Consider the following 23,037-nt stretch of genomic DNA (forward strand, 5'->3'; position numbering starts at 1 on the left):
GAACCATTCAGGAGGTTTTGAGATGGAACGCCAGGTCCACGCCATGTACTTCAGCGCCACCGGCACCACCGAAAAAGTCGTAACCGCCATCGCCGACCATATCGCCCGCACGTGGAACGGCACGGCTGCCCTGCGCTTCGACTTCACGCTGCCCGCCGCCCGTCAGGCTGTCAAGGCCTTTGGAGACGGGGATCTCGTCATTTTCGGCGTACCGGTCTATGCCGGTCGGGTCCCCAACGTACTGCTCAACTACCTGCGCACGGTGGAGGGCGGCGGCGCACTGGCCGTCCCCGTGGTCTGCTATGGCAACCGCAATTTCGACGACAGCCTGGTAGAGCTCCGGGACCTGCTGGAGGCGGATGGCTTCCGCACGGTGGCAGCCGGAGCATTCATCGGGGAGCACTCCTTTTCCACCACCCTGGCGGCCGGCCGCCCCGACCAGGCCGACCTGGAACGGGCCGCCCGCTTTGCCGACGGCATCCTGGAAAAGCTGTCAAAGCCCCTGGGGGAGTACATACCCATCCCGGTAGAGGGACAAATCCCCTACCGACCCTACTATGTGCCCAAGGACCGCAACGGAAACCCGGTCAATATCCTGAAGGACAAGCCCAAGGTACACGACACGTGCAATGACTGCGGCCTCTGCGCCAAGGTCTGCCCTATGGGCTCCATCAGCCCTGAAAACGTACGGGAGTATACCGGCATCTGCATCAAGTGCGGCGCCTGCGTCAAAAAGTGCCCGGTCCACGCCCGGTACTATGACAGCTACAACTATCTCTACCACAAAGAAGAGCTGGAACTGGGTTTTGCCCGGCGGGCCGAGCCCGCACTGTTCTTCTGAGCATCCGACGGTCAAAAAGGCAGACGCCGCAGCGTCTGCCTTTTTCATGCCCTGGGGTGGGCCTTGATGTATACGTCCTTCAGCTTCTGTTTGACCAGTTGGGCATAAATCTGGGTGGATGAGATGTCTGCATGTCCCAACATCTCCTGGATGGAACGCAGGTCCGCCCCGTTTTCCAGCAGATGGGCGGCAAAGGAATGGCGCAGGGTATGCGGGGTAATGTCCTTTTTGATGCCGGCCTTCTCCTGATAGTGCTTGATGATCTTCCAAAAGCCCTGCCGGGACATACGCCTGCCGTTCATATTGAGGAACAGGGCGGTCTCCTCCGGGTCCTCCACCAGTTGCGGGCGCACGTCGCGGAGATAGTCGTTCAGGGCCCGGACCGCCGCCGGATACAGGGGGATGATCCGTTCCTTCCCCCTCCCCTCACAGCGGAGAAACCCGCCGGACAGGTTGAGATTGTCCACATTCAGGTCGATGAGCTCGGTGACCCGGATGCCCGTGGCATAGAGGAGCTCCAGCATGGCATGGTCCCGATAGCCCTTGGCGTCAATGCACTCCGGCTGGTCCAGGAAAAGCTCCACTTCCTTGCTGGTCAGGATCTGGGGCAGCTTACGCTGCACCTTGTCCGGGACCACGCTTCGGGCCGGATTGACCGAAAGCCGGCCCGCATGGACCATATAGGCGTAAAACGACTTCAGGGAGGCCACTGCGCGGGTGACGGTGGAGACCGACTTGCCCTTGCTGACGAGGTACTTGACGTAGCGCTCCACATCGCTCTGCGTTACGTCGTCCAGCGCACGTTCCTCCCGCTCCAGGTAGGCCGCAAACTGCCGAACGTCCCTCAGATAAGAGCTCAGGGTATTGGCAGAAGCCTTTTTTTCGGTTGTAAGAAATACCTCATAGTCCTTCAGAACGTCCAAGCCAATACCTTCTCTACTCCAGGATTCAAAACAGCGGGGACACCAGCCGGACCAGCGCGGGCACTGCCGCATACTCCAGCAGCGCACACAGACACAGCGCGGCGCTGCACAGGCCGCACCGCACCCAATACGCCCGGCCAAAGGGCAAACTCCGCTTGCCGTCTCCCAAAAATCGCCCGGCCAGCAGCCGGGCCGCCGCCAAGCTCTGCACCCCCAGCACAAACAGGACGGGAATGGCCACCAGCCCCGTAACGCCAAAGGTGAGGAAGGCCAGCACCCCGCCCACGCCGCCGAACATGCGCACAAAGGAGGTGATGGCGAAGGATAGCAGAAAGCCCCGTATGGAAAACAGCACTGGGATGCCCAGCAGCCCCAGCCCCGTAAAGCCCATCAAAACAGCAAAGACCGGCCAGCGTATGGTGCTCCAGACCACGGATAACATATGAGGCGGCACCGCCTCACCGGCCCGGGCGGCGGTCAGATACCCCGTTACATAGGCGCGCAGCATATCGCCTCCGCCGCCGCCTACCTGAGCGGCCAGCCCGCAGCCCAGTACACCGCCCAAAGCAAAGGCGGCGGACACGACCACCAAAGCGGGCAATATGCCGCCTGCCGGTACATCCCATATCCTCACGATACGCTTTCTCACTCCCATGGCCGTCACCTCTCTCTGACAGCCTATGAGACAAGCGTTGGGATTATTACCGGCCCAGCTCCCTGGATCGCTGGGTGCAGCGGCGCATGGCCTCCAGCATGAGACCCTCGTAGTTCAGCTCATCGAAGGCCGAAAGAGAGGCCAGCGTCGTTCCGCCGGGCGAGCAGACCTGTCTGCGCAGCTCTCCCGGAGTTTTTCCGCTCTCCTGTAGCAGCTTGGCGCACCCCTCCATGGTCTTGGCCGTCAACCGCAGGGCAGTACCGGCGTCGATCCCCACCGAGACCGCCCGCTGGACCATGACCTCGGCCATGCGGAAAAACCAGGCGGGAGAAGAGCCGTTCACGTTGATGATATCGTCCATCTGCCCCTCGGGGATCACCGCCACCTCGCCAGCCGCGGAAAAGAGCTTCAGCACCGTCTGAAAAAGCGCAGGCGGTACGTCCGGCGCTTCCGCCACCGCCGTGGCGCCCACCCCCACCATCAGCGGCGTGTTGGGCATTGCACGCACCACGTGGGCGCCGGGCAGCATTTCCCGCAGGTAGGCGGTGGAAACGCCCGCCGCGATGGATACCACACACCTGCCAGCCGTCACACAGCCCAGTCTGGGAAGCACATCCCCAAACATTTGGGGCTTGATGCCCAGCACGATCACGCTGGCCTGCTCCGCCACCCGGCGGTTGTCGGTGGTCGTATGGACGCCCCGTTCCCGAAAAGAGGCCAGCTTGCCTTCACTGCGATTGGAGAGCCAGACCTGTCCGGGCGCGACCAGGCCCTGGGACAGCACCCCGTTCAATATGGCGGAATTCATATTTCCAGCCCCGATAAAGCCCAAAATCAGCTCATCCATGGCAAGTATTCCTCTTTCTTTTTCTCAAATGGTGTAAATACTATAATCGAAGCTACTGCAATATGCAATGGCTTCCAGGGGATTTTATCATTTTTGTGTATTATGTCAATGCATTATGTATACTGAATTATGTAAATCGCAAGGATAAGGAGCTGGGCGGTGTATCGCGCACCGCCCAGCTCCTTATCTAAATATAGTGCTTTCAGCATTTGCAACCGCAAGATTTTGCTATTTCCCGCAGGATAGCCGCCGCGGGCCATGGTATACTCTCTGTATAATTACATTTTGTATAAGCTATCAGCCCATACCGGCTGCCAGGGCCTTTAACGCAATGGCGCACTCCAGCCGTTTGCGCTCCATCTCGCACCCCACATGGTTGGGCTTTTTTATGTCTCCATTTACGAGCAGATTAGAGGCGCTGCATCCGCCGCTGCAATAGAAGCGGGCCCAGCAGTCCCGGCACTCCTCCCTGGTGTAGATGTTCAGGCAGGAGAACCGATGGGACAGCTCCATATCGAAGCTGCCGTCGGACAGGCTTCCAATTTTGTACGCGGGATTGCCCACAAACTGGTGGCAGGGGTAGATGTCCCCTTCCGGCGTGACGGCCACATACTCGCAGCCCGCCCCACAGCCCCGCAGCCGTTTGATGACGCAGGGGCCCTGGGCCAGGTCCACATTGAAGTGGAAGAAGTTCACGTCGGTCCGGTCCTTCAGCTTCTCCGCCAGCTTCTCATACTGCTCCAGAACCACCGGCAGATCCTCATCCTTCAGCGCATAGCCGCAGGTCTCCTTCCCCACTACCGGCTCCACAGAGACGTTGCGGAAGCCCAGGTCCGCCATATGCATGACATCCTCGGCAAAGTCCAGATTATAGTGGGTAAAGGTGCCCCGCAGGTAGTAGTCCTTAGTCCCGCGGCCCGCCACCAGCTTTTGGAACTTGGGAACAATAACCTCATAGCTCCCCTTCCCGTTGACCGTCTTGCGCATGCGGTCGTTGACCTGGGGCCGCCCGTCCAGTGAAAGGACGGCGTTGGACATCTCCCGGTTGATGTAGTCGATGTTCTCATCGTCCAGCAGGACTCCGTTGGTGGTAATCGTAAAGCGGAAACACTTACCGGCCTTTTTCTCGATGGAGCGTGCATAGGCTACTGTGGCCTTGACGGTATCCATCGCCATCAGCGGCTCGCCGCCGAAGAAGTCCACCTCAATATTCCGGCGGCTGCCGGAGCGCTGGATGACAAAATCAATGGCCCGTTTTGCGGTCTCAATGTCCATGATCTTCCGACCGGTACCGAAGTCGCCGGTGGACGCAAAACAATACTGGCAGCGCAGGTTGCAGTCGTGGGAGACGTGGAGGCAAAGGGCCTTGATGGGGGCGGACTGCTGCAGGGCGGTGGCCGCCGCGGGGTCCACATAGTCATCCTCCACAAAGAGCAGCCCGTTCCCGGCCAGCTCCCGCAGGTCCTGCCATCCCTCCTCCACCGCCTCTGTGCGGTATTCGGGTAGCCGAGCCAGGAGCTCCGGCGGACAGTGCTCTGCCATGGGGGGCTCCACCAGGGGCAGCAGGCGGTAGGTCAGGTCGTCCAGTACATGGACGGCCCCGCTGTTTACGTCCACGGCGAGTTTGACGCCGAGGGCTTCAAATGTATGTACCATCTTTCTTTCCTTTCGGGCATGGAAAAAGGGTGGGGACCCCCACCCTTTCCAATCGTCTCAGAATCTTACTGGTTGTTCTCGCACTTCTGGTTGGCAACGGTGCAGGAGGTCTTGCAGGCAGACTGACAAGAGGTCTGGCACTCGCCGCAGCCGCCGTGGGCAGCGCTCTGCTTCAGCGTGGCGCCGTTGAGCGTTTTGATATGGGTCATGGTATCTCCCCCCTATATGTAGCATTTGGGTGAATTATAGCACAGCATCCCATGTTTTTCAATCTTATTTTTTTCTCCGCTTCTTTTTTGGCTTGGAGCCCATCAGTCCGGCCGCCGCGCCGCCGCACAATCCCCCGCACAGCAGACCCAGTCCGCCCGCCTCCAAGGACATGCTCTCAAACAGCAGGACGCCCACGGTGAGCAGCAGCAGGAAGAACACCGCTCCGACCGCCAGGCCCACGATCAGGGCCCGGGAGCCCCAGCGCCGCACCGCTGTCATCGCACCGGCAAAGCCGCCGATCACGCAGCTCACCACCGCCATCTGGTACATCAGCCCCTCCTGAAGCCAGCCGCCTGAGATTCCGATCGAGCACAGGAACAGGAACATGAGGCAGACCGCCAGCGCGACGACGCCGCCCAGCAGAATATTGGTCATGGCCCGGACCAGCCGCGTCCCCTGATCCTCTTCCGTCTTGCGCATAAAACACCCTCCTCGCAACAGCTTTGTACAGCCTATGCGGGGAGGGTGCTTGTCATGCTATTTTGTTCGAAAGGAATGTTACTTCGTCTCTTCGGTGGTCTGGGCGCCCTTGGTGGAAATGGCCCACTTGGCGAACTCCATCCGTACACGGTCCGCGCCGGTCTCGATGACGATGCTCTCATCCTTTACGGCGCAGATCGTGCCGAGGATGCCGCCGATGGTGGTGATTTCATCCCCTACCTTCAGGGAGTTTCGCATCTCGTTGAGCTGTTTTTTCTTCTTGTTCTCCGGGCGAATGAGCATGAAGTAGAAGATGACCAGCATCACTACAATCATACCAATGGTTCCGAACTGCTCCAAAGTAATTCCCTCCAGTGATTTTAGCGTGTCGTTTGTGCCGGCCGGTACACGGCATTGCAGTATATTATACAGGTTGCGGTCATAATTGACAAGCCTTTTTCAAAATTTTGCGTCTTTTGACCCCGTTTCAAATCCGTCCATCCAGTTTCTGGGAGTACATGTGCCGAAACGCCTGGAAGCACCCCTGATCCAGCGCCTGACGGATGCGGGCGGTCAGCTCGTTGTAGAACCAGAGGTTATGCAGGACGGCCAGGCGCATGGCCAGCATCTCTCCTGCCACGAACAGGTGGCGGAGATAGGCCCGGGAGAAAGAGCGGCAGGCGGGACAGCCGCAGTTGGGGTCGATGGGCCGCTCATCCAGCTTGTACTTCTCATTTTTGATGTTCATGGCCCCCTCCCAGGTGAAGAGCTTGGCGTGCCTGGCGTTGCGGGCCGGCATCACGCAGTCGAAGAAATCCACCCCTCGGGCCACGCCCTCAATGATGTTGGAGGGCGTGCCCACCCCCATCAGATAGCGGGGCTTGTCCGCCGGCATGTGGGGCTCCACCGCGTCGATGATGTCGTACATCACCTGGGTCTCCTCCCCCACCGCCAGACCGCCGATGGCGTAGCCGTCGCAGTCCAGCTTGGCGATCGCGTCCATATGCCACACGCGCAGGTCGGGGTAAGTCCCCCCCTGGTTGATGCCGAACAGCATCTGATGCGGATTGACCGCGCCGGGCTGGGCGTTGAGCCTCTCGTGCTCCTCCTTACAGCGCACCAGCCAGCGGTAAGTCCGCTCACAGGAGGGCTTGACATACTCATAGGTAGACGGGTTGGCCACACATTCGTCAAAGGCCATGGCCACATCGGAGCCCAGATGGGACTGGATGCGCATGGACTCCTCCGGCCCCATGAAGATGCGCCGCCCGTCGATGTGAGAGGCGAAGGTGACCCCCTCCTCGGTGATCTTCCGCAGGCCGGAGAGGGAGAACACCTGAAACCCACCGCTGTCGGTCAGGATCGGCCCCTTCCAGTCCATGAATCTGTGGAGCCCCCCCAGGTCCCGCACCACCTCGTCTCCCGGCCTGAGGTGGAGGTGATAGGTATTGGACAATTCGATCTGGCAGCCGATCTCCGCCAGATCATGGGCGGAGACCGCCCCCTTGATGGCCCCCTGAGTCCCTACGTTCATAAACACCGGGGTCTGCGCCGTGCCATGAGCACAGGTAAAAACGCCCCGCCGGGCGCGGCCTTCGGTTTTGATGACTTCAAACATGCACGTTTACTCCTACATTTCTCTATAAAGTCTGGAAGAAGGCCCTCAGCTCTTCCCTTTTCTCTGCGGCCAGTTCCTTTTTGGGGATGCCCTCTATAGCCCCCTCCAGCGCTTGAAGCTGGTTCAGACAGGCGCCGGGGTCCACCTGGACCCGGATGCGGCGCAAAGCCTCCATGCTCCCCAGCTTACGGAGCTGTTCCGGCGTCTCCACGCCGATCTTCCGCAGATTGGCCGCAAGCACAGGGCCGATGTTGGGCAGGTCCGTCAATCGGTTCATGGATTTCTCCTCCCTCTAGTAAATGAACATCGCATCGCCAAAACTAAAGAAACGGTAGCGCTCCCGCACCGCCTCCTCATAGGCCGCCAGAATGTGCTCCCGGCCCGCCAGCGCCGAGACCAGCATGACCAGCGTGGACTCCGGCAGATGAAAATTGGTGACCAGCGCGTCCAGCACCTTGAACCGATAGCCCGGATAGATGAAAATATCGGTCCAGCCCGCGGAGGCCTTCAGGGTGCCGTCCTCACCGGCCCAGGACTCGATGGTCCGGCAGGAGGTGGTCCCCACGCAGACGACCCGCCCGCCGGTTTGCTTGGTCCGGTTGATAATGTCCGCCGTCTCCTGCGGGATCATGCAGTACTCCGCGTGCATCTCATGGTCGGTGATCTCGTCCTCCTTCACCGGCCGGAAGGTCCCCAGGCCCACGTGCAGCGTCACGTAGCACAGGCTGACTCCCATGGCCTGGATCTGATCCAGGAGCTCTCTGGTGAAGTGGAGCCCGGCCGTGGGAGCGGCGGCGGAGCCCACCTGTCTGGAATACACCGTCTGGTAGCGCTCCGGGTCGTTGAGCTCTTTCTTGATGTAGGGGGGCAGCGGCATTTTTCCCAGCCGCTCCAGGGTCTCTAGGAAGATCCCCTCATAGTCGAAGCGAATCAGCCGATTGCCTCCCTCCAGGGCCTCCAGGACCTCGGCCGTCAGCGCACCTTCCCCAAAGGAGAGCCGCGTCCCCGGCTTCACCTTCCGCCCGGGCCGGACCAGGCACTCCCACACCTGATCGCCCCGATCCACCAGCAGCAGCACCTCTGCCGCCCCGCCGGTGGGCTCCCGGCGTCCCAGCAGCCGGGCGGGCAGCACCCGGGAGTCGTTCATCACCAGGCAGTCCCCCGGCCGCAGCAGCCGGGGCAGATCGTAAAAATGTCCGTGGCCGGTCTCCCCGGTGCGCTTGTCCAGCGTCAGCAGGCGGGAACCATCCCGCCGCTCCAGCGGCGTCTGCGCGATGAGCTCCGGCGGCAAATCATAGTAAAAATCGGATGTCTTCATAAAGATTATGTCACTGCTTTCCTTACCGGACCTCAACGCCGGTAAAATAAAATTTGAGGATTTCCTCATAGGTATGGCCCCGCCTGGCCATGGCATTCGCCCCCCACTGGCTCATCCCCACGTTGTGGCCCCAGCCGTAGGTGGTGACGGTGAAGGTGTTCCCCGACGCGGCTTCTCCCTCCATCCGGGCGATTCCGTCGCGGGTGACCACATAGGGCATAGAGCCGGAGGGCACCTGGCTTACGTTTCCGCTGCCGTTTACCGCGTAGACGCCGCTCATGGAGGGCAAAACGCCATCCTTATTCACATAGTAGCCAGCCCCGCTGCCAGAGATGGTGTAGCGCTGGGACCGCAGCCCGAAAAAGGTGCGGGCCTTTTCCTTGGAAAAGGACCAGCTCTTCCCCGCCGCGTCGAACACCGTTACGGTAAGCACATTGCCGGTGGGCGTCGTCTCGGTGACCCGAAAATCCACCACGTCGGCACACATGTAATTTTTGGAGTGAAGCAGCTCCTTCAGTTCCCGTTTGGTAAACGTGACAGTGGAGGTGTATTTTTCGATTTGGCTGGCCACATCGGCCTCGTAGGGGTCCACGACTCCCTTCAGATAGGGCATGTCCACATCTGACCGCCAGACGTTGCCCACGCTCTCGGTGGCGCCGCCGTCGCAGGAAAAGTAAAAGGTCTGTGCCATGCGGCCGCCGTACCAGACGTGCTTTCCCGCCGTCTCCTCCGCCGCCCGGGCGGTGTTCGTTCCCGTCCAGGCCGTACCAAAATAGACCTGACAGTCGGTACTCCCGCAGACATCGAAGCCGTTGGAGCTGTGCTTGTTCCGATTCATGGCGGCATAGGTGCGCGCGCATACCGCCTGCGCCTTCAGCGCCTCCAGCGGCCAGGAGTTGCTCATCTCCCGGGAGATCACGCAGTTGACATAGTCCTCCATGGGCACGAAGTTGACCACCGTGAGGTTTCCTCCGGAGCGGCGCTGGTATTGGAAGTCCCCATAATAGCGGTAGCCCCGGAAGTGGGTGACGGTTTTGACACCGTCCTCCAGGCCGGGACGGACCGCCAGCGAGACGCCTGCGCCTCCGTCGAACTGGAAGAGGACCCGGCTGGTGCCGGTCCGGACCACCGAGACACCGCTGCTGCTGGTGCCAACCGCCTCAGCTCCCGCCGCGCCCAGGGCGGCTGCCGCGGCGTTGGCCTCGCCACTGGTGAGATAGGCCCCCACCCGCACATAGTATGTCCCTTCTATCCAGGCCGGAAACCCGCCGGACACCGACACGGCCGCCTCCTGCGCCGCCTCAAAGGTGCCGTATGCCGTCGGGAGCTGGACGTGCCAGCAGCCCACCGCAATGTCGGAGGTGATGGTGTCATAATACCCGGCCCAGTCCCCCACCTTGCCGTAATAGACGTTTTGGGTCTTGACCACGGAGATGGCGCTCTCCCCCGTGCTGCCCACCGGGCAGAACCGCGCGTCCCCGTCCAAATAGCCGAAACGATAGCCCGTACCCACATCGTTGAGCAGGTTGGCGCCGGGCAGGGCGCTGCTTCCGTAAAACAGCCCCACCCGTATCACATCCTGCTCCGCCGCGTCCGCTGCTGAGACTACACCGGACAGACATATGACCGCAGCAAAAAGAATCGCCGCAAATTGTATGATTTTTTTGCCCATGTGGCCGCTCCATTTCTCTGAATCGCCGGTTTACAGTAGTAAAGAATTGTGTTAGGATATACCAAATATACAAACTCACCGACAAAATCTTCGCGGGAAATATCCAGTTTTGTCATTATACTACAGGTTCTGTCCCTCTTTCAACTGCTGTTTTCTCCGAGGGAGGGGAAACTCTGACCTGCTTCCGGTATAGAATGGTAATAACGAGACAATGGAGGTCTGCAGCATGGAAAAGTACAAGGTTGGCGTGATCGGCGGCACCGGCATGGTGGGACAGCGCTTTGTGACTTTGATGGAAAACCATCCCTGGTTTGAACTGAAGGTCATCGCGGCCAGCCCCCGCTCTGCGGGCAAAACCTATGAAGAGGCCGTGGGCGGCCGCTGGGCTATGGATACCCCCATCCCCGAGCAGGCCAAAAACTTGGTGGTGATGAACGCTGAGGCCGACGTAGCCGCCATTGCCGCCCAGGTGGATTTCGTTTTTTCCGCTGTGGACATGAAAAAAGAGGAAATCAAGGCGCTGGAGGAGCAGTATGCCCAGCAGGAGTGCCCGGTGGTCTCGAATAACAGCGCCCACCGCTGGACGCCCGACGTGCCCATGGTGATTCCGGAATTGAACCCCGAGCATATTAAAGTGGTGGAGGCACAGCGAAAGCGACTGGGGATGCGGCGCGGGTTCATCGCAGTCAAGTCCAACTGCTCCATCCAGAGCTATGTGCCCGCTCTTCATCCCCTGCGCGGTTTCGGTCTGGAGAAGATCCTGGTCTGCACATACCAGGCGATCTCCGGCGCCGGTAAGACGTTCCAGACGTGGCCGGAGATGGCGGATAATCTGATCCCCTACATCGGCGGCGAAGAGGAGAAGTCTGAGCAGGAGCCCATGAAGGTCTGGGGCCATGTGGAAAACGGCGTCATCGTCAACGCCGTGAAGCCGGCCATTACGGCTCAATGCCTCCGCGTTCCCGTCTCCAACGGGCACACTGCTGCAGTTTTTGTGGATTTTGCGAAAAAGCCCCCGATGGACGAAATGAAGGCCATCTGGGCGGAATTCAAGGGCCGCCCCCAGGAGCTTCAACTCCCCATGGCCCCGAAGCAGTTCCTGCACTATTTTGAGGAGCCCGACCGCCCCCAGTCCAGGTTGGACCGGGACCTGGAGCGCGGCATGGCCGTGTCCATCGGGCGGCTCCGCCCCGATACGCAGTACGACTATAAGTTTGTCTGTTTGTCCCACAACACACTCCGCGGCGCAGCAGGCGGCGCGGTCGAGCTTGCCGAGCTGCTCTGCGCCGAGGGGTATATTACAAGGAGGTAATCCCCCATGAGAAACCCCGTATTTACCGGCGCCTGTCCTGCCATCGTCACCCCCTTCGACGCCAGCGGTGCCGTCAACTATACCGCGCTGGAAAAGCTGATCGACCATGTGATCGAGGCCGGAGTGGACGCCATCTGTGTCTGCGGCACTACCGGCGAATGTTCTACTCTCAGCCTTCGCGAGCACATCGCGGTGGTGGAGCACAGCGTCAAGTACATCAACCACCGGGTCAAAGTCATCGCTGGCGCGGGCAGCAACGATACTTCCGCCGCCGTCTACCTCTCCCAGCACGCGCAGGACTCCGGTGCCGACGCCCTGCTCCATGTCACCCCTTACTATAACAAGTGCTCCCAGGCCGGCCTTATCCGGCACTATGAGTACATCGCCGACCGGGTGGAGCTGCCCATCATCCTCTACAACGTTCCCTCCCGTACCGGCGTCTCCTTTACCGCCGAGACCTATCAGGTCCTGTCGCAGAACCCCCGAATCAACGGTGTCAAAGAGGCCTCCGGCAACTTCTCCCTGCTGGCTCACACCCGCCACCTGTGCGGCGATGATTTCTACGTCTGGTCGGGCAACGACGACCAAACCGTGCCTATGATGGCCCTGGGCGCCAAGGGTGTCATCTCTGTTGTGGCCAATGTGGCGCCCAAGCTGATGGTAGATATGACCCACCTCTGCCTGGCCGGAGATTATGCGTCCGCCTCCAAGCTGCAAATCGAAAACATGGATTTCATCGACTCCCTCTTCCTGGAGGTCAATCCCATTCCCGTCAAGGCTGCCATGAATCTGATCGGCATGGAGGCCGGAGGACTGCGTCTGCCTCTGTGCGACATGTCGGAGAGCAATCTGGAAAAGATGAAGGCTGCCATGGCCCGCATCGGCCTGCTTCGCTGAACCTTGGAAAAACGCCCGGTGGGGCGGCCCGCTGCGGGCCGCCCCACCGCCATATGGACCGCAGAAAGGACTGTGAAAATTATATGCTCAAGCTTATTATTTCCGGCTGCAACGGCCACATGGGCCGCGTCGTCTCCTCCCTCTGCGAGGCCGATCCGGACCTTGCCGTTGCCGCCGGCTTCGATCTTCTGGGAACTGCCGACCGGGAATTCCCCGTATTCTCCTCCCCCGCTGAATTTTCCGGCGAGGCCGACGTGGTCGTGGACTTCTCCAGTACCGCCGCCCTCACCCCCCTGCTGGCCTTCTGCACGGCCAGGAGGCTCCCCCTCGTGCTGTGCACCACCGGCTTCAGCGAGACTCAACTGGTTGAGATTGAATCGGCGGCCACAGCCATCCCCATCTTCCGCTCCGCCAATATGTCCCTGGGCGTCAGCGTCCTCCAAGCCCTGGTCAAAAAAGCCGCCGCCGTCCTGGAGGGCTATGACATTGAGATTGTAGAGCGCCACCACAACCGCAAGGTGGACGCCCCCAGCGGTACGGCCCTCATGCTGGCCGGCGCCGCAGCCTCCGCGCGGTCTCAGCCGTCGCAATATATCTATGACCGCCACAGTGTCCGTCAGCCCAGAGGCTGCGATGAGATCGGGATCTCCTCGGTGCGGGGCGGAACCATCGTAGGAGAGCACGAGGTCATCTTTGCGGGGCGGGACGAAGTCATCGAACTGCGCCATTCCGCCCAATCCCGTGAGATTTTCGCCAGCGGCGCGCTCCGGGCGGCGCGTTTTTTGGCGGCTCCCGGCCAGCGCCCTGGACTCTACAGCATGTCGGATTTGGTTGCCTCTGTCGCAGAGTAAAAAAGAGCTCCGGCCCCGCGGGGCCGGAGCTCTTTTCAGCTCTCTTCTTCTGTTCCCCTGCTTGTGGGCAACGGATTTCCGTCTCCGTCGATGCCCTTGCTCTCCAGCCTGGCGTTGGTCCACTCCCGCACCAGGGAGTAGAGCACCGCAAAGGTTGGGACGCCCAACAGCATCCCCGGGAAACCGAACAGCCCGCCGCCGACCACGATGGCTACCAGCACCCAGATGGCGGACAGCCCCGTGCTGTCTCCCAAAATCTTGGGACCCAGGATATTGCCGTCAAACTGCTGCAGTGCAATGACCAGGATGCCGAAGCGCACTGCGGCCCACGGGTCCACGATGAGCAGAATCATAACACAGGGCACCGCCCCGATGATGGGACCAAAGAACGGGATGATGTTGGTGACGCCCACAACCACGCTGACCAGGACGGGATAGGGGATACGAAAAATCATCGTCAGGATGAAGCAGAGCACCCCGATGATCGCAGAGTCAATAAGCTTACCGTTGATAAAGCCCACGAATACCCCGTTCGCTCTGGAACAGACACTGAGGAAGCGCTCGGCGCTGGTCTTTGGCGCGATGGCGTAGGTGAGCTTTTTCAACTGCGGCACCAGCCGGCCCTTTCCTGCCAGCATATAGATGGAGGAGATGAGCGCAGTGATCGCCGTGACCACACCGCTGCCCACCGCCACGCCGAAATTCAGGATTTTTGGCATGGCGTCGGAGGCCAGACGGGTGATCTTATTCATCAGCTCCTGATAGGAGATCACCAGGTCGGTGATTCCCTCTCCCTCCAGGTGGAATCGGGCTATGAGGGACTGCACCAGAGTGTTGAGCTGCTCCAGATAGGTCTGCATGTTGACCATCAGGTCTGTGATGCTCTGCACGACCTGGGGTATGATCAGATTGAGCAGGATGGACAGAATGGCCACACCCAGCAGGTAAACTGTAACGATGGACAGTCCACGCCGATAACGGAGGTTCCGGTAAAGGGTGCGCTCAAAAAAGCACATGGGCGAATTGAGCAGATAGGCGATGGCAAACCCTGTGATAAAGGGCATAAACACCCCCATCACCATGCTGATCTTTGCCCGCACCTCGTCGAAACGGTAGAGGGCAAAAAAGAAGGTAATGCCCAGCAGCACCACAATCAGGTTGGATAAGGTCTTGGAGTCCAGAGGCCAGGGCTTCTTTTTGATGGCAATCCATCCCCTTTCCGGGTGTTCATTGGAACTGTGCCCATTGTACCATGTCTGTCGGATAAAGTCTAACGCATCTTTTTATAAATATGTTTAATCTTTTATGAAGATCATAGCGGCCCGGAGCCGACGCTCCGGGCCGTTATGATCCTATTCCGCCACCGCCCGGTGGAATACCTTTTTGCCCTTTTTCAGCATGAGGCCGTCCCCACTAAACTGCTCCACGGCAAAGACGGCGGAGGGGTCGGAGACCTTTTCCCCATTGACGGTCAGACCGCCCTGCTGGACCAAGCGGCGGGCCTCGCCCTTGGAGGCTGCCAGGCCGCACTTGACCATCAGGTCCAGCGCGCCGATCCCGCCTTCGGTAAAGTCTCCGGCGGTCAGCGTGGTCGTCGGCATGTGCGCCTTGTCCCCGCCGTCGGCAAACAGGGCACGGGCCGCGTCCTGTGCTTTCTGTGCCTCCGCCTCGCTGTGGACCAGCTTGGTCAGCTCAAAGGCCAGAATTTCCTTGGCGCGGTTGAGCTGCTCGCCCTGCCAGTGATCCATCTCGTCGATCTGCTCCAGAGGCAGGAAGGTCAGCATGCGGAGACACTTGAGCACGTCGGCGTCGCCCACATTGCGCCAGTATTGGTAGAAATCATAGGGGGTGGTCTTTTCCGGGTCCAGCCACACGGCGCCGGACTGGGTCTTTCCCATCTTCTTGCCCTCGGAGGTGAGGAGCAGGGTGATGGTCATAGCGTAGGCATCCTTGCCCAGCTTGCGCCGGATGAGCTCCGTACCGCCCAGCATGTTGGACCACTGGTCGTCGCCGCCGCACTGCATGTTACATCCCACCGTCTGGAACATGTGGTAGAAATCGTAGCTCTGCATAATCATATAGTTGAATTCCAGGAACGAAAGCCCCTTCTCCATGCGCTGCTTGTAGCACTCGGCCCGCAGCATGTTGTTGACGGAGAAACAGGCCCCCACCTCCCGGAGCAGCTCCACATAATTGAGCTTCATCAGCCAGTCGGCATTATTGAGCATCAGGGCCTTGCCCTCAGAGAAGTCAATAAACTTGCTCATCTGCTTTTTGAAGCAGTCACAGTTGTGCTGAATGGTCTCGGGTGTCATCATGGTACGCATATCGGTGCGTCCGGAGGGATCTCCGATCATACCCGTTCCGCCACCCACCAAAGCGATGGGACGATTGCCCGCCTGCTGGAGCCGTTTCATCAGGCACAGCGCCATAAAATGCCCCACATGGAGGGAATCCGCTGTGGGATCAAAGCCGATATAAAAAGTGGCCTTTCCGTTGTTGATGAGCTCCTTGATCTCTTCTTCGTCGGTCACCTGTGCAATGAGCCCACGGGCCTTTAATTCGTCGTAAATGGTCATTGTTCATACTCCTTACGTTCCTTTTTGTGGACTGTCCAGACGGCCTCCACCGCCCGGGCTGCTTGTCTGGGAGGAATTCCGCCATCCTCCCAATACGCAAAAACACCCCCTGTCCCTTCGGACAGAGGGCGTCAAAAACGCGGTACCACCTCTGGTTCGCTCCCCCCCTCGCGGACGGGGCCTCACGCCGTGCCATCACACGGCAGCGCTGTAACGGGCGCTTCCCGACTCACCCTACTGCTCTCGGTTCAGGCGGCCGCTCCGAGGGGTATTCACGGCCGGCCCCTCTCCCCCTTCCACCAAGCCGGGGGCTCTCTGGGCAGACAGCCATGCCGCTACTCTTCCTCATCCTCGCGTTGTTGTGACGGCATTCTAGCACATGCCGCCTCAATTGTCAACCAAAATTCCTCCATGCCACCCCGGGATTGGCCACCAGTACCAGCCGTTCAAACTGTTTTTCCTCCTCTGCGGAACCAAACGCCCATCTAGGCAGAAGGATATAGCTCTCCTTCCCCTCAAAGAGGAAATAAAAGTCTCTGTTCCGCCAGACCTTCGATACCCGCCAGTCCAGCAGCACGGCGACCTCGCCGTCCTGCCGGGCGATGTCCTCCCCGTTAAAGCGGAACCGGACCTCCCGGTGCAGCATCGGGTCTCGGTCGAAGATGCGGCCGGGCTTGAGTAGGTATTGATACAGGCTGTAGACCGCCAGCATCACCGCCAGCACGAAGAGCATTGTGCACAGGACACTCACCCGTTCCATCACCCGTGCCATCACCACCGCGAGAGCCAGCGCCACGGCGATGGTCAGAAGCTGTATCCAGCTCACCAGATGGCGTTTGCGCAGACAAAACCGCAGCGCCCGGACATACTCGCTCCGGGAGAGCTGGAAGGCAACCTCGATTTCCATTATACCCCTCTTTTGTACGCCTGGGCCGCCGCCAGCAGCTCTCCGGCCCCGGCCAGCATGGCGGGCGTGATGCGGGCCCCGCCTGTGAGGCGCGCCAATTCCTCCCGCCGCCGTTCCGGCGTGAGCCGCTCCACCGCCGTATAGGTCCTGCCGTCCCGCTCTCCCTTCTCCACGGAGAAGTGGGTGTCCGCCATGGCGGCAATCTGAGGCAGATGAGTGACGCACAGCACCTGTTTGGTCCGGGCCACGTCGGCCATCTTCTCAGCCACCTTCTGCGCGGCCCGACCGCTGACTCCGGTGTCCACCTCGTCAAAGACCAGCGTAGTTACATCATCGTTTTCCGCCAATACATTTTTCAGCGCCAGCATGATGCGGGCCAGCTCGCCGCCGGAGGCGATCTTCTGGATGGGCTTAAGCGCCTCCCCCACGTTGGCCGACATCAAGAATTGCACCTCGTCCATTCCGGTGGCGTCCATGCCGTGCTCCCCGGCCTTGGGCGCAAAATCCACTTGAAACTGGACCTTTGGCATATCCAACTGCCGCAGCTCTCTCTGGATGCGCTCCTCCAGAGCCCGGGCCGCCTCCTGCCTGGACGTGGAAAGCAGTTTCCCTTTCTCCCTCGCTGTTTTCAGAGAACTGGACAGCTTTTTCTCCAGGCGAGCCAGGGTATCGCTGGAAAACCGCATCTCATCCAGCTCCCTGCGGCAATGCTCCAGGTAAGAGAGCATGTCGGACACCGTATCTCCGTATTTCTTCCGCAGCCGGTAGATTACGTCCAGGCGGCCTTCCACCTGGTCCAGCTCGCCGGGCGCGACATCAAAGCGGTCCCGCAGGTCCCGGACCAGCTCGGCCAGATCGTCGGCGGCATAGCGCAGCTCAGCCGCCTTTCCCCGCAGATCCGCCACCTCCTCGCTGATGGCCGACGCAGAGGCCAGCGATTGCTCCGCTTCCATGATGAGGGCCACGGCTCCCTCCCGTTCATCGTCGCCGGTCAGAGCCTGGCAGGCCCCCTCCACCGCTTCGATGAGCCTGCCCGCGTTGCGCAGTACGTTCCGCCTGGCGTTCAGGGTCTCATCCTCGCCCTCCTTCAAATCGGCCCGCTCCAACTCGCCGATCTGGTATTGGAGGCTGTCAATCCGGCGGGATTTCTCCGCCTCATCCATCTGAAGGGCCGTCATCTCCCGCTGGATAGCGTTCACAGCGTCATAGGCCGCCCGAAACGCCGCCAGAGCCGGCTCCAGTCCCCCAAAGCGGTCCAGATAGTCCAGATGACAGGCCGGGTCCAAAAGCTGCTGTCCATCGTGCTGACCATGGATGTTCAAAAGCTGTCGGCCCAGCTCCCGGAGCTGGGAGACCGTCAGCGGGCGCCCGTTCAGGCGGCAAAGGTTCTTCCCGTCCGCCTGGATCTCCCGCTGGAGGAGCAGGACGCCCTCCGCGTCCGGCCCGGCTCCGTTTTCCCGAAACCAAGCCAGGTCAGGCAGGCCGGTAAACTCCGCGCTGACAAAAGCCGACCTAGCTCCGGTGCGGATCAGATCCCGGGAGGTCCGCTCGCCGATGATGGCGCCAATGGCATCCACCACGATGGACTTGCCGGCGCCCGTCTCACCCGTCAGGGCGTTGAAACCAGAGCCGAACGGAATGTCTGCCGACTCGATCACCGCAATATTCTCAATGTGGAGCAGGGAAAGCACGCCGCCACCCCCCTTTTCACGGACTTCAATTCAGCATGGTGTGGATCTCTTCGCAGAAGGACGCCGCTTTTTCGTTGTCCCGCATGATCAGCAAGGCGGTATCGTCTCCCGCCAGACTGCCCACCAGACCGCTGATCTCCATGCCGTCAATGGCCGCGCAGGCTGCGGAGGCCAAGCCGGGCATCGTCTTGAGAACCACGATATTCTGCGCGCGGTCAAAGGAGGTGACTCCCTCCTTGAAAATGGTCCGCAGCCGTCCGGCAAAATTCAACGAGGTCTTGCGGCCGGACACCACATACTTGTAGGTGCCGTAGCTGGTGAGCTCCTTGATCAGATGCAGTTCCTTGATGTCCCGGGAAATGGTGGCCTGGGTCGAGCTTACCCCTCTTGCCTTGAGTTCCGCGAGAAGCTGGTCCTGCGTCTCCACGTCCACTTCCTCTATGATGCGCAAAATCTCCGCCTGCCGTTTGGATTTCACGCGCCTCAGCCCCTTCCCAATTTCTGATTGATGATTTCATAAAAGCTCCTCTGCGTCAGCCGCACTACCTGTGTGACGCATTTGGAGCGCCGGACCTCCACCACATCACTGCTGCACAGCTTAAACGCCCTGCCGCCGTCCACCGACAGATGGGCGCTTTTGCGGGACAGCCGGCCGATTTTCACGCGCACCACCCGGCTCCGGTCCAGCACCAGGGATTTGGCGTGGAGGGCGTGGGCGCAGATGGGCGTGACGATGATATTTTCCGCCGTGGGCTCCACGATGGGACCGCCCGCCGACATGGAATACGCCGTAGAGCCGGTAGGCGTGGACAAAATCACACCGTCGCCGGAAAAATCGTAGATGGGCACGCCGTCGCCCGAAACGTCCAGATCGATCACCCGGGCCACCGCTCCCTTCGTGATGACCGCGTCGTTGAGCGCCAGGTCCCGGCAGACGATATCCTTTCCCCGGCGGATCACCACGTCCAGCATCATACGGGGCTCCAGCGTATACTTTTTCTCCGCGACACGGCTCAGCAGATCAAGCTCGCTGTGCTCCAGCTCCGCCATGAACCCCACGCTGCCCATGTTCACGCCCAGCACGGGGACCTTATGGGCGATGGCGTCCCGGGCCGCGTGGAGGATCGTGCCGTCCCCCCCAAAACAAATCAGCATATCGGCGTTCTTCAGCTCTGCCTGCATCGCCCGGAATTCCTGCTGGCTGGGCAGCTCCACCCGGCTGCCGCTGTCCAGTGAAAAGGGCAGGCACATACTGGTCTCGATTCCACCCTGCTCCAGGATGGCGCTGGCGCGGAGCGCCGCCTTCAACCCCCGGTCCCGGTACGGGTTGGGGCTCAATACCACCTTCAAGCGTGCTTCCCCCCCTCGAGCGTGCTGTGGGACTCTGCCACCAGGGCCGCCAGGTCGCCGCAGCAGGCTTCTCCTGCCCCCGTGGACAGGTAGCCCAGGTATTCGATGTTGCCCTCCGGTCCTCGGATTGGTGAAAAGGTCAATCCCTTTACAGAAAAGTCTGCCTCTGCCGCGTGGAGCAAAAACCGCTCCAGCACCTCGAGATGGACGCCCGGCTCCCGCACCACGCCCTTTTTTCCCACCTTTTCACGGCCTGCCTCAAACTGCGGCTTTACCAGACACACCACATGTCCCCCCGGCTTGAGCAATCCCCGGAGAGCGGGTAAAATCAGCCGCAGCGAAATAAAGGACACGTCCACACTGGCGAAGTCCAACGCATCCGGCACCTGCTCATGGGTCAGATAGCGGGCGTTGGTCCGTTCCAGGCAGACCACCCGCGGATCGCTGCGGAGCTTCCAGGCCAACTGCCCATAGCCCACGTCCACGGCGTAAACCTTCTCCGCCCCGTTTTGGAGCATGCAGTCGGTAAACCCTCCGGTTGAAGCGCCGATGTCGCCGCACACCGCCCCCTGAAGCCGGATGGGAAACGTCTTCATCGCCTTTTCCAGCTTGAGCCCTCCGCGGCTCACATAGGTCAGCTCCTGTCCCCGGATCCGGAGCTCCGCCGACTCGTCCACCGCCATGCCCGCCTTATCCATCCGCTGGTCGCCCATAAAAACCAGGCCGGACATGATGAGCGCCTGGGCCCGCTGGCGGCTCTCCACCATACCCCGTTCACACAGCAACACGTCCAGACGTTTTTTACCCACGCCGCAAGACCTCCAATGCCCTCTCATACAGCGAGCTGACATCCAGCCCACAGAGCTTTTTCTGTTCCGCCACCGTCCCCTGCGGGATAAAATGCGCTCCGGTGTTACACAGTGCCATGGCTCGGGGCGCCAGGCCCGCCATGGCCAACCCGGCGGCAATTCGCTCTCCCACACAGCCCATGGCGGCGCACTCCTCAGCGACCAAAAGGCGGCCCGTACGGGTGACCGAGGCCAGCACCGGCTTCCAATCCAACGGGTGGATCTGGTTGAGCTTAATGACCTCCGGGGAGTATCCATCCTGCCTCAGCCGCTCCGCCGCCGCCAGAACCTCGCCGGTCAGCGTCCCATATGTGACAAGTGTAATTCCTTGTCCGGCCTCCAATATCACTGTCTTTTCGCCCCAGTGGTCCGAATGATAGGCGGACTCGCCTCCCCGGGGGTAGCGCAGGGCCACCGGCCCCTTCTCTTCCCGGACCGCATGGAACAGCATAGAGCGCAACTCGGCAAAGCTGGCGGGGGCCAGCACCGTCATCCCGGGTACCGTGGCCAAATAGGCCACGTCAAACAGGCCGTGGTGGGTCTCACCGTCCTCTCCCACCAGGCCAGCGCGGTCAACGCCAAACACTACATGCAGGCCCTGAATGCCCACATCGTGGAGCAGCATGTCATACCCTCTCTGCAGGAAGGAAGAATAGACCGCCAGCACCGGCACCGCCCCCTCCTTGGCCATCCCGGCGGCCATTGCGACAGCATGCCCCTCTGCAATCCCTACATCAAAATACCGGTCCGGATGGCAGCGTGAAAATTCCTTCAGCCCGGTTCCGTCCCGCATGGCGGCTGTGATGGCGCACAGGCGGCTTTCTTGCTCTGCCAGAGCGCACATAGCGGCTCCGAAGGCACCTGAGAAGCTGGGCTTGGAGGGCTGAAGGGCCTCTCCGGTCTGGATGCAGAACCTGGATACCCCATGAAACGCATCGGGATTCTTTTCAGCAGGTGGATAGTCTTTCCCCTTTACCGTTCTGACGTGGAGCAGGACCGGCGTTTCCAAATCCCGCGCGTAGCTCAAAAGGCGGGTCAGGCCGCGCACATCGTGTCCGTCCACCGGCCCTAGATAGGTAAAGCCCATGTCCTCAAACATGCTGCAGGGCAGCAGAGTCTCCTTAATCGCCTTTTTGATCTGATGCGTCACATTATAAATATGCTTGCCCCCCGGCAGGATTGCCATGGCCCGCCGGTAGCCCTTCTTGAACCGCAGGTACTGCGGCTTCAGCCGCTGATGGGCCAGATGCTCCGCCACGCCGCCCACATTTTTCGTGATGGACATTCCGTTGTCGTTGAGAATGACCAGAATGGGCTCGCCGCTCTCGCCGGCATTGGACAGCCCCTCATAGGCCAGGCCGCCGGTCAGCGCGCCGTCGCCGAGCAGGGCAGCCACATGGTAATTCTCCCCTTTCAGCGTTCTCGCCCGGGCCATACCCAGGGCTACAGACACCGAATTGGAGGCATGCCCGGCGATAAAGGCATCGTGGACGCTTTCCTGCGGCTTCGGATAGCCGGACAGCCCTCCAAAAGTCCGCAGGGTATCCATCAGCCCGTCCCGGCCGGTCAAGATTTTATGGCAGTAGCACTGATGTCCCACGTCGAACACCAGCCGGTCCCGGCCAGTGTCAAAGACCCGGTGAAAGGCCACCGTCAGTTCCACCGCCCCCAAATTGGAGGCCAAATGCCCTCCGGTGCGGGATACCACATCCAGCAGCCGGGCCCTCAGGCGGGCGCAGAGGGCTTCCGCTTCCGCATCGCTGATGTGATGCAGGTCAGGAATCTCATCGAATTCTATCAAGGCGCACCTCCCGGCGCGGCGGGATACTCCCCATAGCCGCTCTTGCCGGTCCCTATGTTCTCATAAATAGTATAGCATATTGAATAAAAAACCGCAAATGTACTTATACGCCTACGACCAGCCAGGCCCCCAGCAGACCGATCCCCGTACCCAGCAGGCCGCCCGCCAAGACTTGGATCGGCGTATGCCCCAGCAGCTCTTTGAGCTCCTTGCTGAACAGGGCGGGCTTCATCTCCATCCAGTGGTCCATCATGTAGTTGAGGATCTTAGCCTGTTCGCCGGCCGCCCGGCGGACATTGGAGGCGTCGTACATCACAACGATGGCCACCACGGCGGCAATGGCAAACAGCGGCGAGGACCAGCCGTAGAGCATCCCTGTGGTGCTGGCGCAGGCGCAGACAAAGGCAGAATGGGAGCTTGGCATCCCGCCGCTGGCCCAGATGTACCGCCAGTCCAGCCGCCGTCTGGTGATCAGCACCACCACAACCTTCAGCACCTGAGCGGAAGCCCACGCAATGGCAGAGAGCACCAGGATCAGATTTCCCATATGGTAGTTGGGCAGATTATATTCAGGCATCTCA

At 60.6% G+C, this 23,037-nt stretch carries 24 protein-coding genes; 4 read left to right on the forward strand and 20 right to left on the reverse strand.

Features of this window, described 5'->3' with window-relative positions; genetic code table 11:
• Positions 1 to 22 precede the first annotated feature (22 nt).
• Positions 23 to 841 (forward strand): EFR1 family ferrodoxin, encoded by an 819-nt coding sequence (locus BN2154_RS08515; RefSeq protein ID WP_050618406.1) that lies wholly within the window; start codon positions 23 to 25, stop codon positions 839 to 841.
• Positions 842 to 885: 44 nt separating this feature from the next.
• Here BN2154_RS08515 and xerD read toward each other — a convergent pair whose 3' ends face one another.
• The 11 genes from xerD to BN2154_RS08565 all read right to left on the reverse strand — a co-directional run bounded on the left by xerD (position 886) and on the right by BN2154_RS08565 (position 10,220).
• Positions 886 to 1,764 carry a site-specific tyrosine recombinase XerD gene (xerD, locus tag BN2154_RS08520; RefSeq protein WP_050618407.1) on the reverse strand — a complete coding sequence of 293 codons (879 nt, stop codon included), beginning with the start codon at positions 1,762 to 1,764 and terminating at the stop codon, positions 886 to 888.
• 25 nt (positions 1,765 to 1,789) lie between these two features.
• Positions 1,790 to 2,419 (reverse strand): hypothetical protein, encoded by a 630-nt coding sequence (locus tag BN2154_RS08525; RefSeq protein ID WP_050618408.1) that lies wholly within the window; start codon positions 2,417 to 2,419, stop codon positions 1,790 to 1,792.
• Between the two features lie 46 nt (positions 2,420 to 2,465).
• Positions 2,466 to 3,266, reverse strand: a complete 801-nt coding sequence (proC, locus tag BN2154_RS08530; protein ID WP_050618409.1) for a pyrroline-5-carboxylate reductase — start codon at positions 3,264 to 3,266, stop codon at positions 2,466 to 2,468.
• A 297-nt stretch (positions 3,267 to 3,563) separates the two neighbouring features.
• Complete coding sequence (scfB, locus tag BN2154_RS08535) at positions 3,564 to 4,922, reverse strand: thioether cross-link-forming SCIFF peptide maturase (RefSeq protein WP_050618410.1); 1,359 nt, start codon at positions 4,920 to 4,922, stop codon at positions 3,564 to 3,566.
• A gap of 65 nt (positions 4,923 to 4,987) precedes the next feature.
• Positions 4,988 to 5,131 (reverse strand): six-cysteine ranthipeptide SCIFF, encoded by a 144-nt coding sequence (scfA, locus tag BN2154_RS15260; RefSeq protein ID WP_094762430.1) that lies wholly within the window; start codon positions 5,129 to 5,131, stop codon positions 4,988 to 4,990.
• Positions 5,132 to 5,195: 64 nt separating this feature from the next.
• Positions 5,196 to 5,612 carry a TIGR04086 family membrane protein gene (locus tag BN2154_RS08540; RefSeq protein ID WP_094762431.1) on the reverse strand — a complete coding sequence of 139 codons (417 nt, stop codon included), beginning with the start codon at positions 5,610 to 5,612 and terminating at the stop codon, positions 5,196 to 5,198.
• Positions 5,613 to 5,690: 78 nt separating this feature from the next.
• A complete protein-coding gene (gene yajC, locus BN2154_RS08545) occupies positions 5,691 to 5,972 on the reverse strand; it encodes a preprotein translocase subunit YajC (protein WP_050618412.1) in 282 nt (93 codons plus the stop codon).
• 127 nt (positions 5,973 to 6,099) lie between these two features.
• Positions 6,100 to 7,230, reverse strand: coding sequence for a tRNA guanosine(34) transglycosylase Tgt (tgt, locus tag BN2154_RS08550; protein ID WP_050618413.1), 1,131 nt, complete (start codon positions 7,228 to 7,230; stop codon positions 6,100 to 6,102).
• A gap of 22 nt (positions 7,231 to 7,252) precedes the next feature.
• Entirely contained in the window at positions 7,253 to 7,507 is a 255-nt protein-coding gene (locus BN2154_RS08555; RefSeq protein WP_050618414.1) for a TfoX/Sxy family protein, read from the reverse strand.
• Positions 7,508 to 7,522: 15 nt separating this feature from the next.
• The gene (gene queA, locus BN2154_RS08560; RefSeq protein WP_050618415.1) at positions 7,523 to 8,548 is read right to left on the reverse strand and encodes a tRNA preQ1(34) S-adenosylmethionine ribosyltransferase-isomerase QueA; all 1,026 of its coding nucleotides are present in this window, start codon (positions 8,546 to 8,548) and stop codon (positions 7,523 to 7,525) included.
• A 22-nt stretch (positions 8,549 to 8,570) separates the two neighbouring features.
• Complete coding sequence (locus BN2154_RS08565; RefSeq protein WP_050618416.1) at positions 8,571 to 10,220, reverse strand: SpoIID/LytB domain-containing protein; 1,650 nt, start codon at positions 10,218 to 10,220, stop codon at positions 8,571 to 8,573.
• A gap of 226 nt (positions 10,221 to 10,446) precedes the next feature.
• Between BN2154_RS08565 and asd the strand changes: the two genes are divergently transcribed.
• The 3 genes from asd (at position 10,447) to dapB (ending at position 13,280) form a co-directional block, all read left to right on the forward strand.
• Entirely contained in the window at positions 10,447 to 11,532 is a 1,086-nt protein-coding gene (gene asd / locus BN2154_RS08570; protein WP_050618417.1) for an aspartate-semialdehyde dehydrogenase, read from the forward strand.
• A gap of 6 nt (positions 11,533 to 11,538) precedes the next feature.
• On the forward strand, positions 11,539 to 12,429 hold the full coding sequence (dapA, locus tag BN2154_RS08575; protein WP_050618418.1) for a 4-hydroxy-tetrahydrodipicolinate synthase: 891 nt from the start codon (positions 11,539 to 11,541) through the stop codon (positions 12,427 to 12,429).
• 83 nt (positions 12,430 to 12,512) lie between these two features.
• Complete coding sequence (gene dapB / locus BN2154_RS08580; protein WP_050619588.1) at positions 12,513 to 13,280, forward strand: 4-hydroxy-tetrahydrodipicolinate reductase; 768 nt, start codon at positions 12,513 to 12,515, stop codon at positions 13,278 to 13,280.
• Between the two features lie 35 nt (positions 13,281 to 13,315).
• On the opposite strand, the gene BN2154_RS08585 is transcribed toward dapB, so the two are convergent.
• From BN2154_RS08585 to BN2154_RS08625, 9 genes are all read right to left on the reverse strand, one after another.
• A complete protein-coding gene (locus tag BN2154_RS08585) occupies positions 13,316 to 14,431 on the reverse strand; it encodes an AI-2E family transporter (RefSeq protein WP_242853725.1) in 1,116 nt (371 codons plus the stop codon).
• 201 nt (positions 14,432 to 14,632) lie between these two features.
• On the reverse strand, positions 14,633 to 15,859 hold the full coding sequence (gene tyrS / locus BN2154_RS08590) for a tyrosine--tRNA ligase (RefSeq protein WP_050618420.1): 1,227 nt from the start codon (positions 15,857 to 15,859) through the stop codon (positions 14,633 to 14,635).
• 394 nt (positions 15,860 to 16,253) lie between these two features.
• Positions 16,254 to 16,766, reverse strand: a complete 513-nt coding sequence (locus BN2154_RS08595; protein ID WP_050618421.1) for a YcxB family protein — start codon at positions 16,764 to 16,766, stop codon at positions 16,254 to 16,256.
• Positions 16,766 to 18,457 (reverse strand): DNA repair protein RecN, encoded by a 1,692-nt coding sequence (gene recN / locus BN2154_RS08600; RefSeq protein WP_050618422.1) that lies wholly within the window; start codon positions 18,455 to 18,457, stop codon positions 16,766 to 16,768. The genes BN2154_RS08595 and recN overlap by 1 nt, the downstream gene beginning before the upstream one ends.
• Before the next feature lie 25 nt (positions 18,458 to 18,482).
• Positions 18,483 to 18,935 (reverse strand): arginine repressor, encoded by a 453-nt coding sequence (locus tag BN2154_RS08605; protein WP_050618423.1) that lies wholly within the window; start codon positions 18,933 to 18,935, stop codon positions 18,483 to 18,485.
• A gap of 5 nt (positions 18,936 to 18,940) precedes the next feature.
• The gene (locus tag BN2154_RS08610) at positions 18,941 to 19,801 is read right to left on the reverse strand and encodes an NAD(+)/NADH kinase (RefSeq protein ID WP_242853778.1); all 861 of its coding nucleotides are present in this window, start codon (positions 19,799 to 19,801) and stop codon (positions 18,941 to 18,943) included.
• 2 nt (positions 19,802 to 19,803) lie between these two features.
• Entirely contained in the window at positions 19,804 to 20,643 is an 840-nt protein-coding gene (locus BN2154_RS08615) for a TlyA family RNA methyltransferase (protein ID WP_050618425.1), read from the reverse strand.
• The gene (gene dxs / locus BN2154_RS08620; RefSeq protein WP_050618426.1) at positions 20,609 to 22,456 is read right to left on the reverse strand and encodes a 1-deoxy-D-xylulose-5-phosphate synthase; all 1,848 of its coding nucleotides are present in this window, start codon (positions 22,454 to 22,456) and stop codon (positions 20,609 to 20,611) included. The genes BN2154_RS08615 and dxs overlap by 35 nt, the downstream gene beginning before the upstream one ends.
• Before the next feature lie 103 nt (positions 22,457 to 22,559).
• Positions 22,560 to 23,033, reverse strand: coding sequence for a divergent PAP2 family protein (locus BN2154_RS08625; RefSeq protein WP_094762433.1), 474 nt, complete (start codon positions 23,031 to 23,033; stop codon positions 22,560 to 22,562).
• Between the last annotated feature and the right edge of the window lie 4 nt (positions 23,034 to 23,037).

The organism is Intestinimonas massiliensis (ex Afouda et al. 2020) (assembly GCF_001244995.1).
Taxonomy (GTDB): Bacteria; Bacillota; Clostridia; order Oscillospirales; family Oscillospiraceae; genus Intestinimonas; species Intestinimonas massiliensis.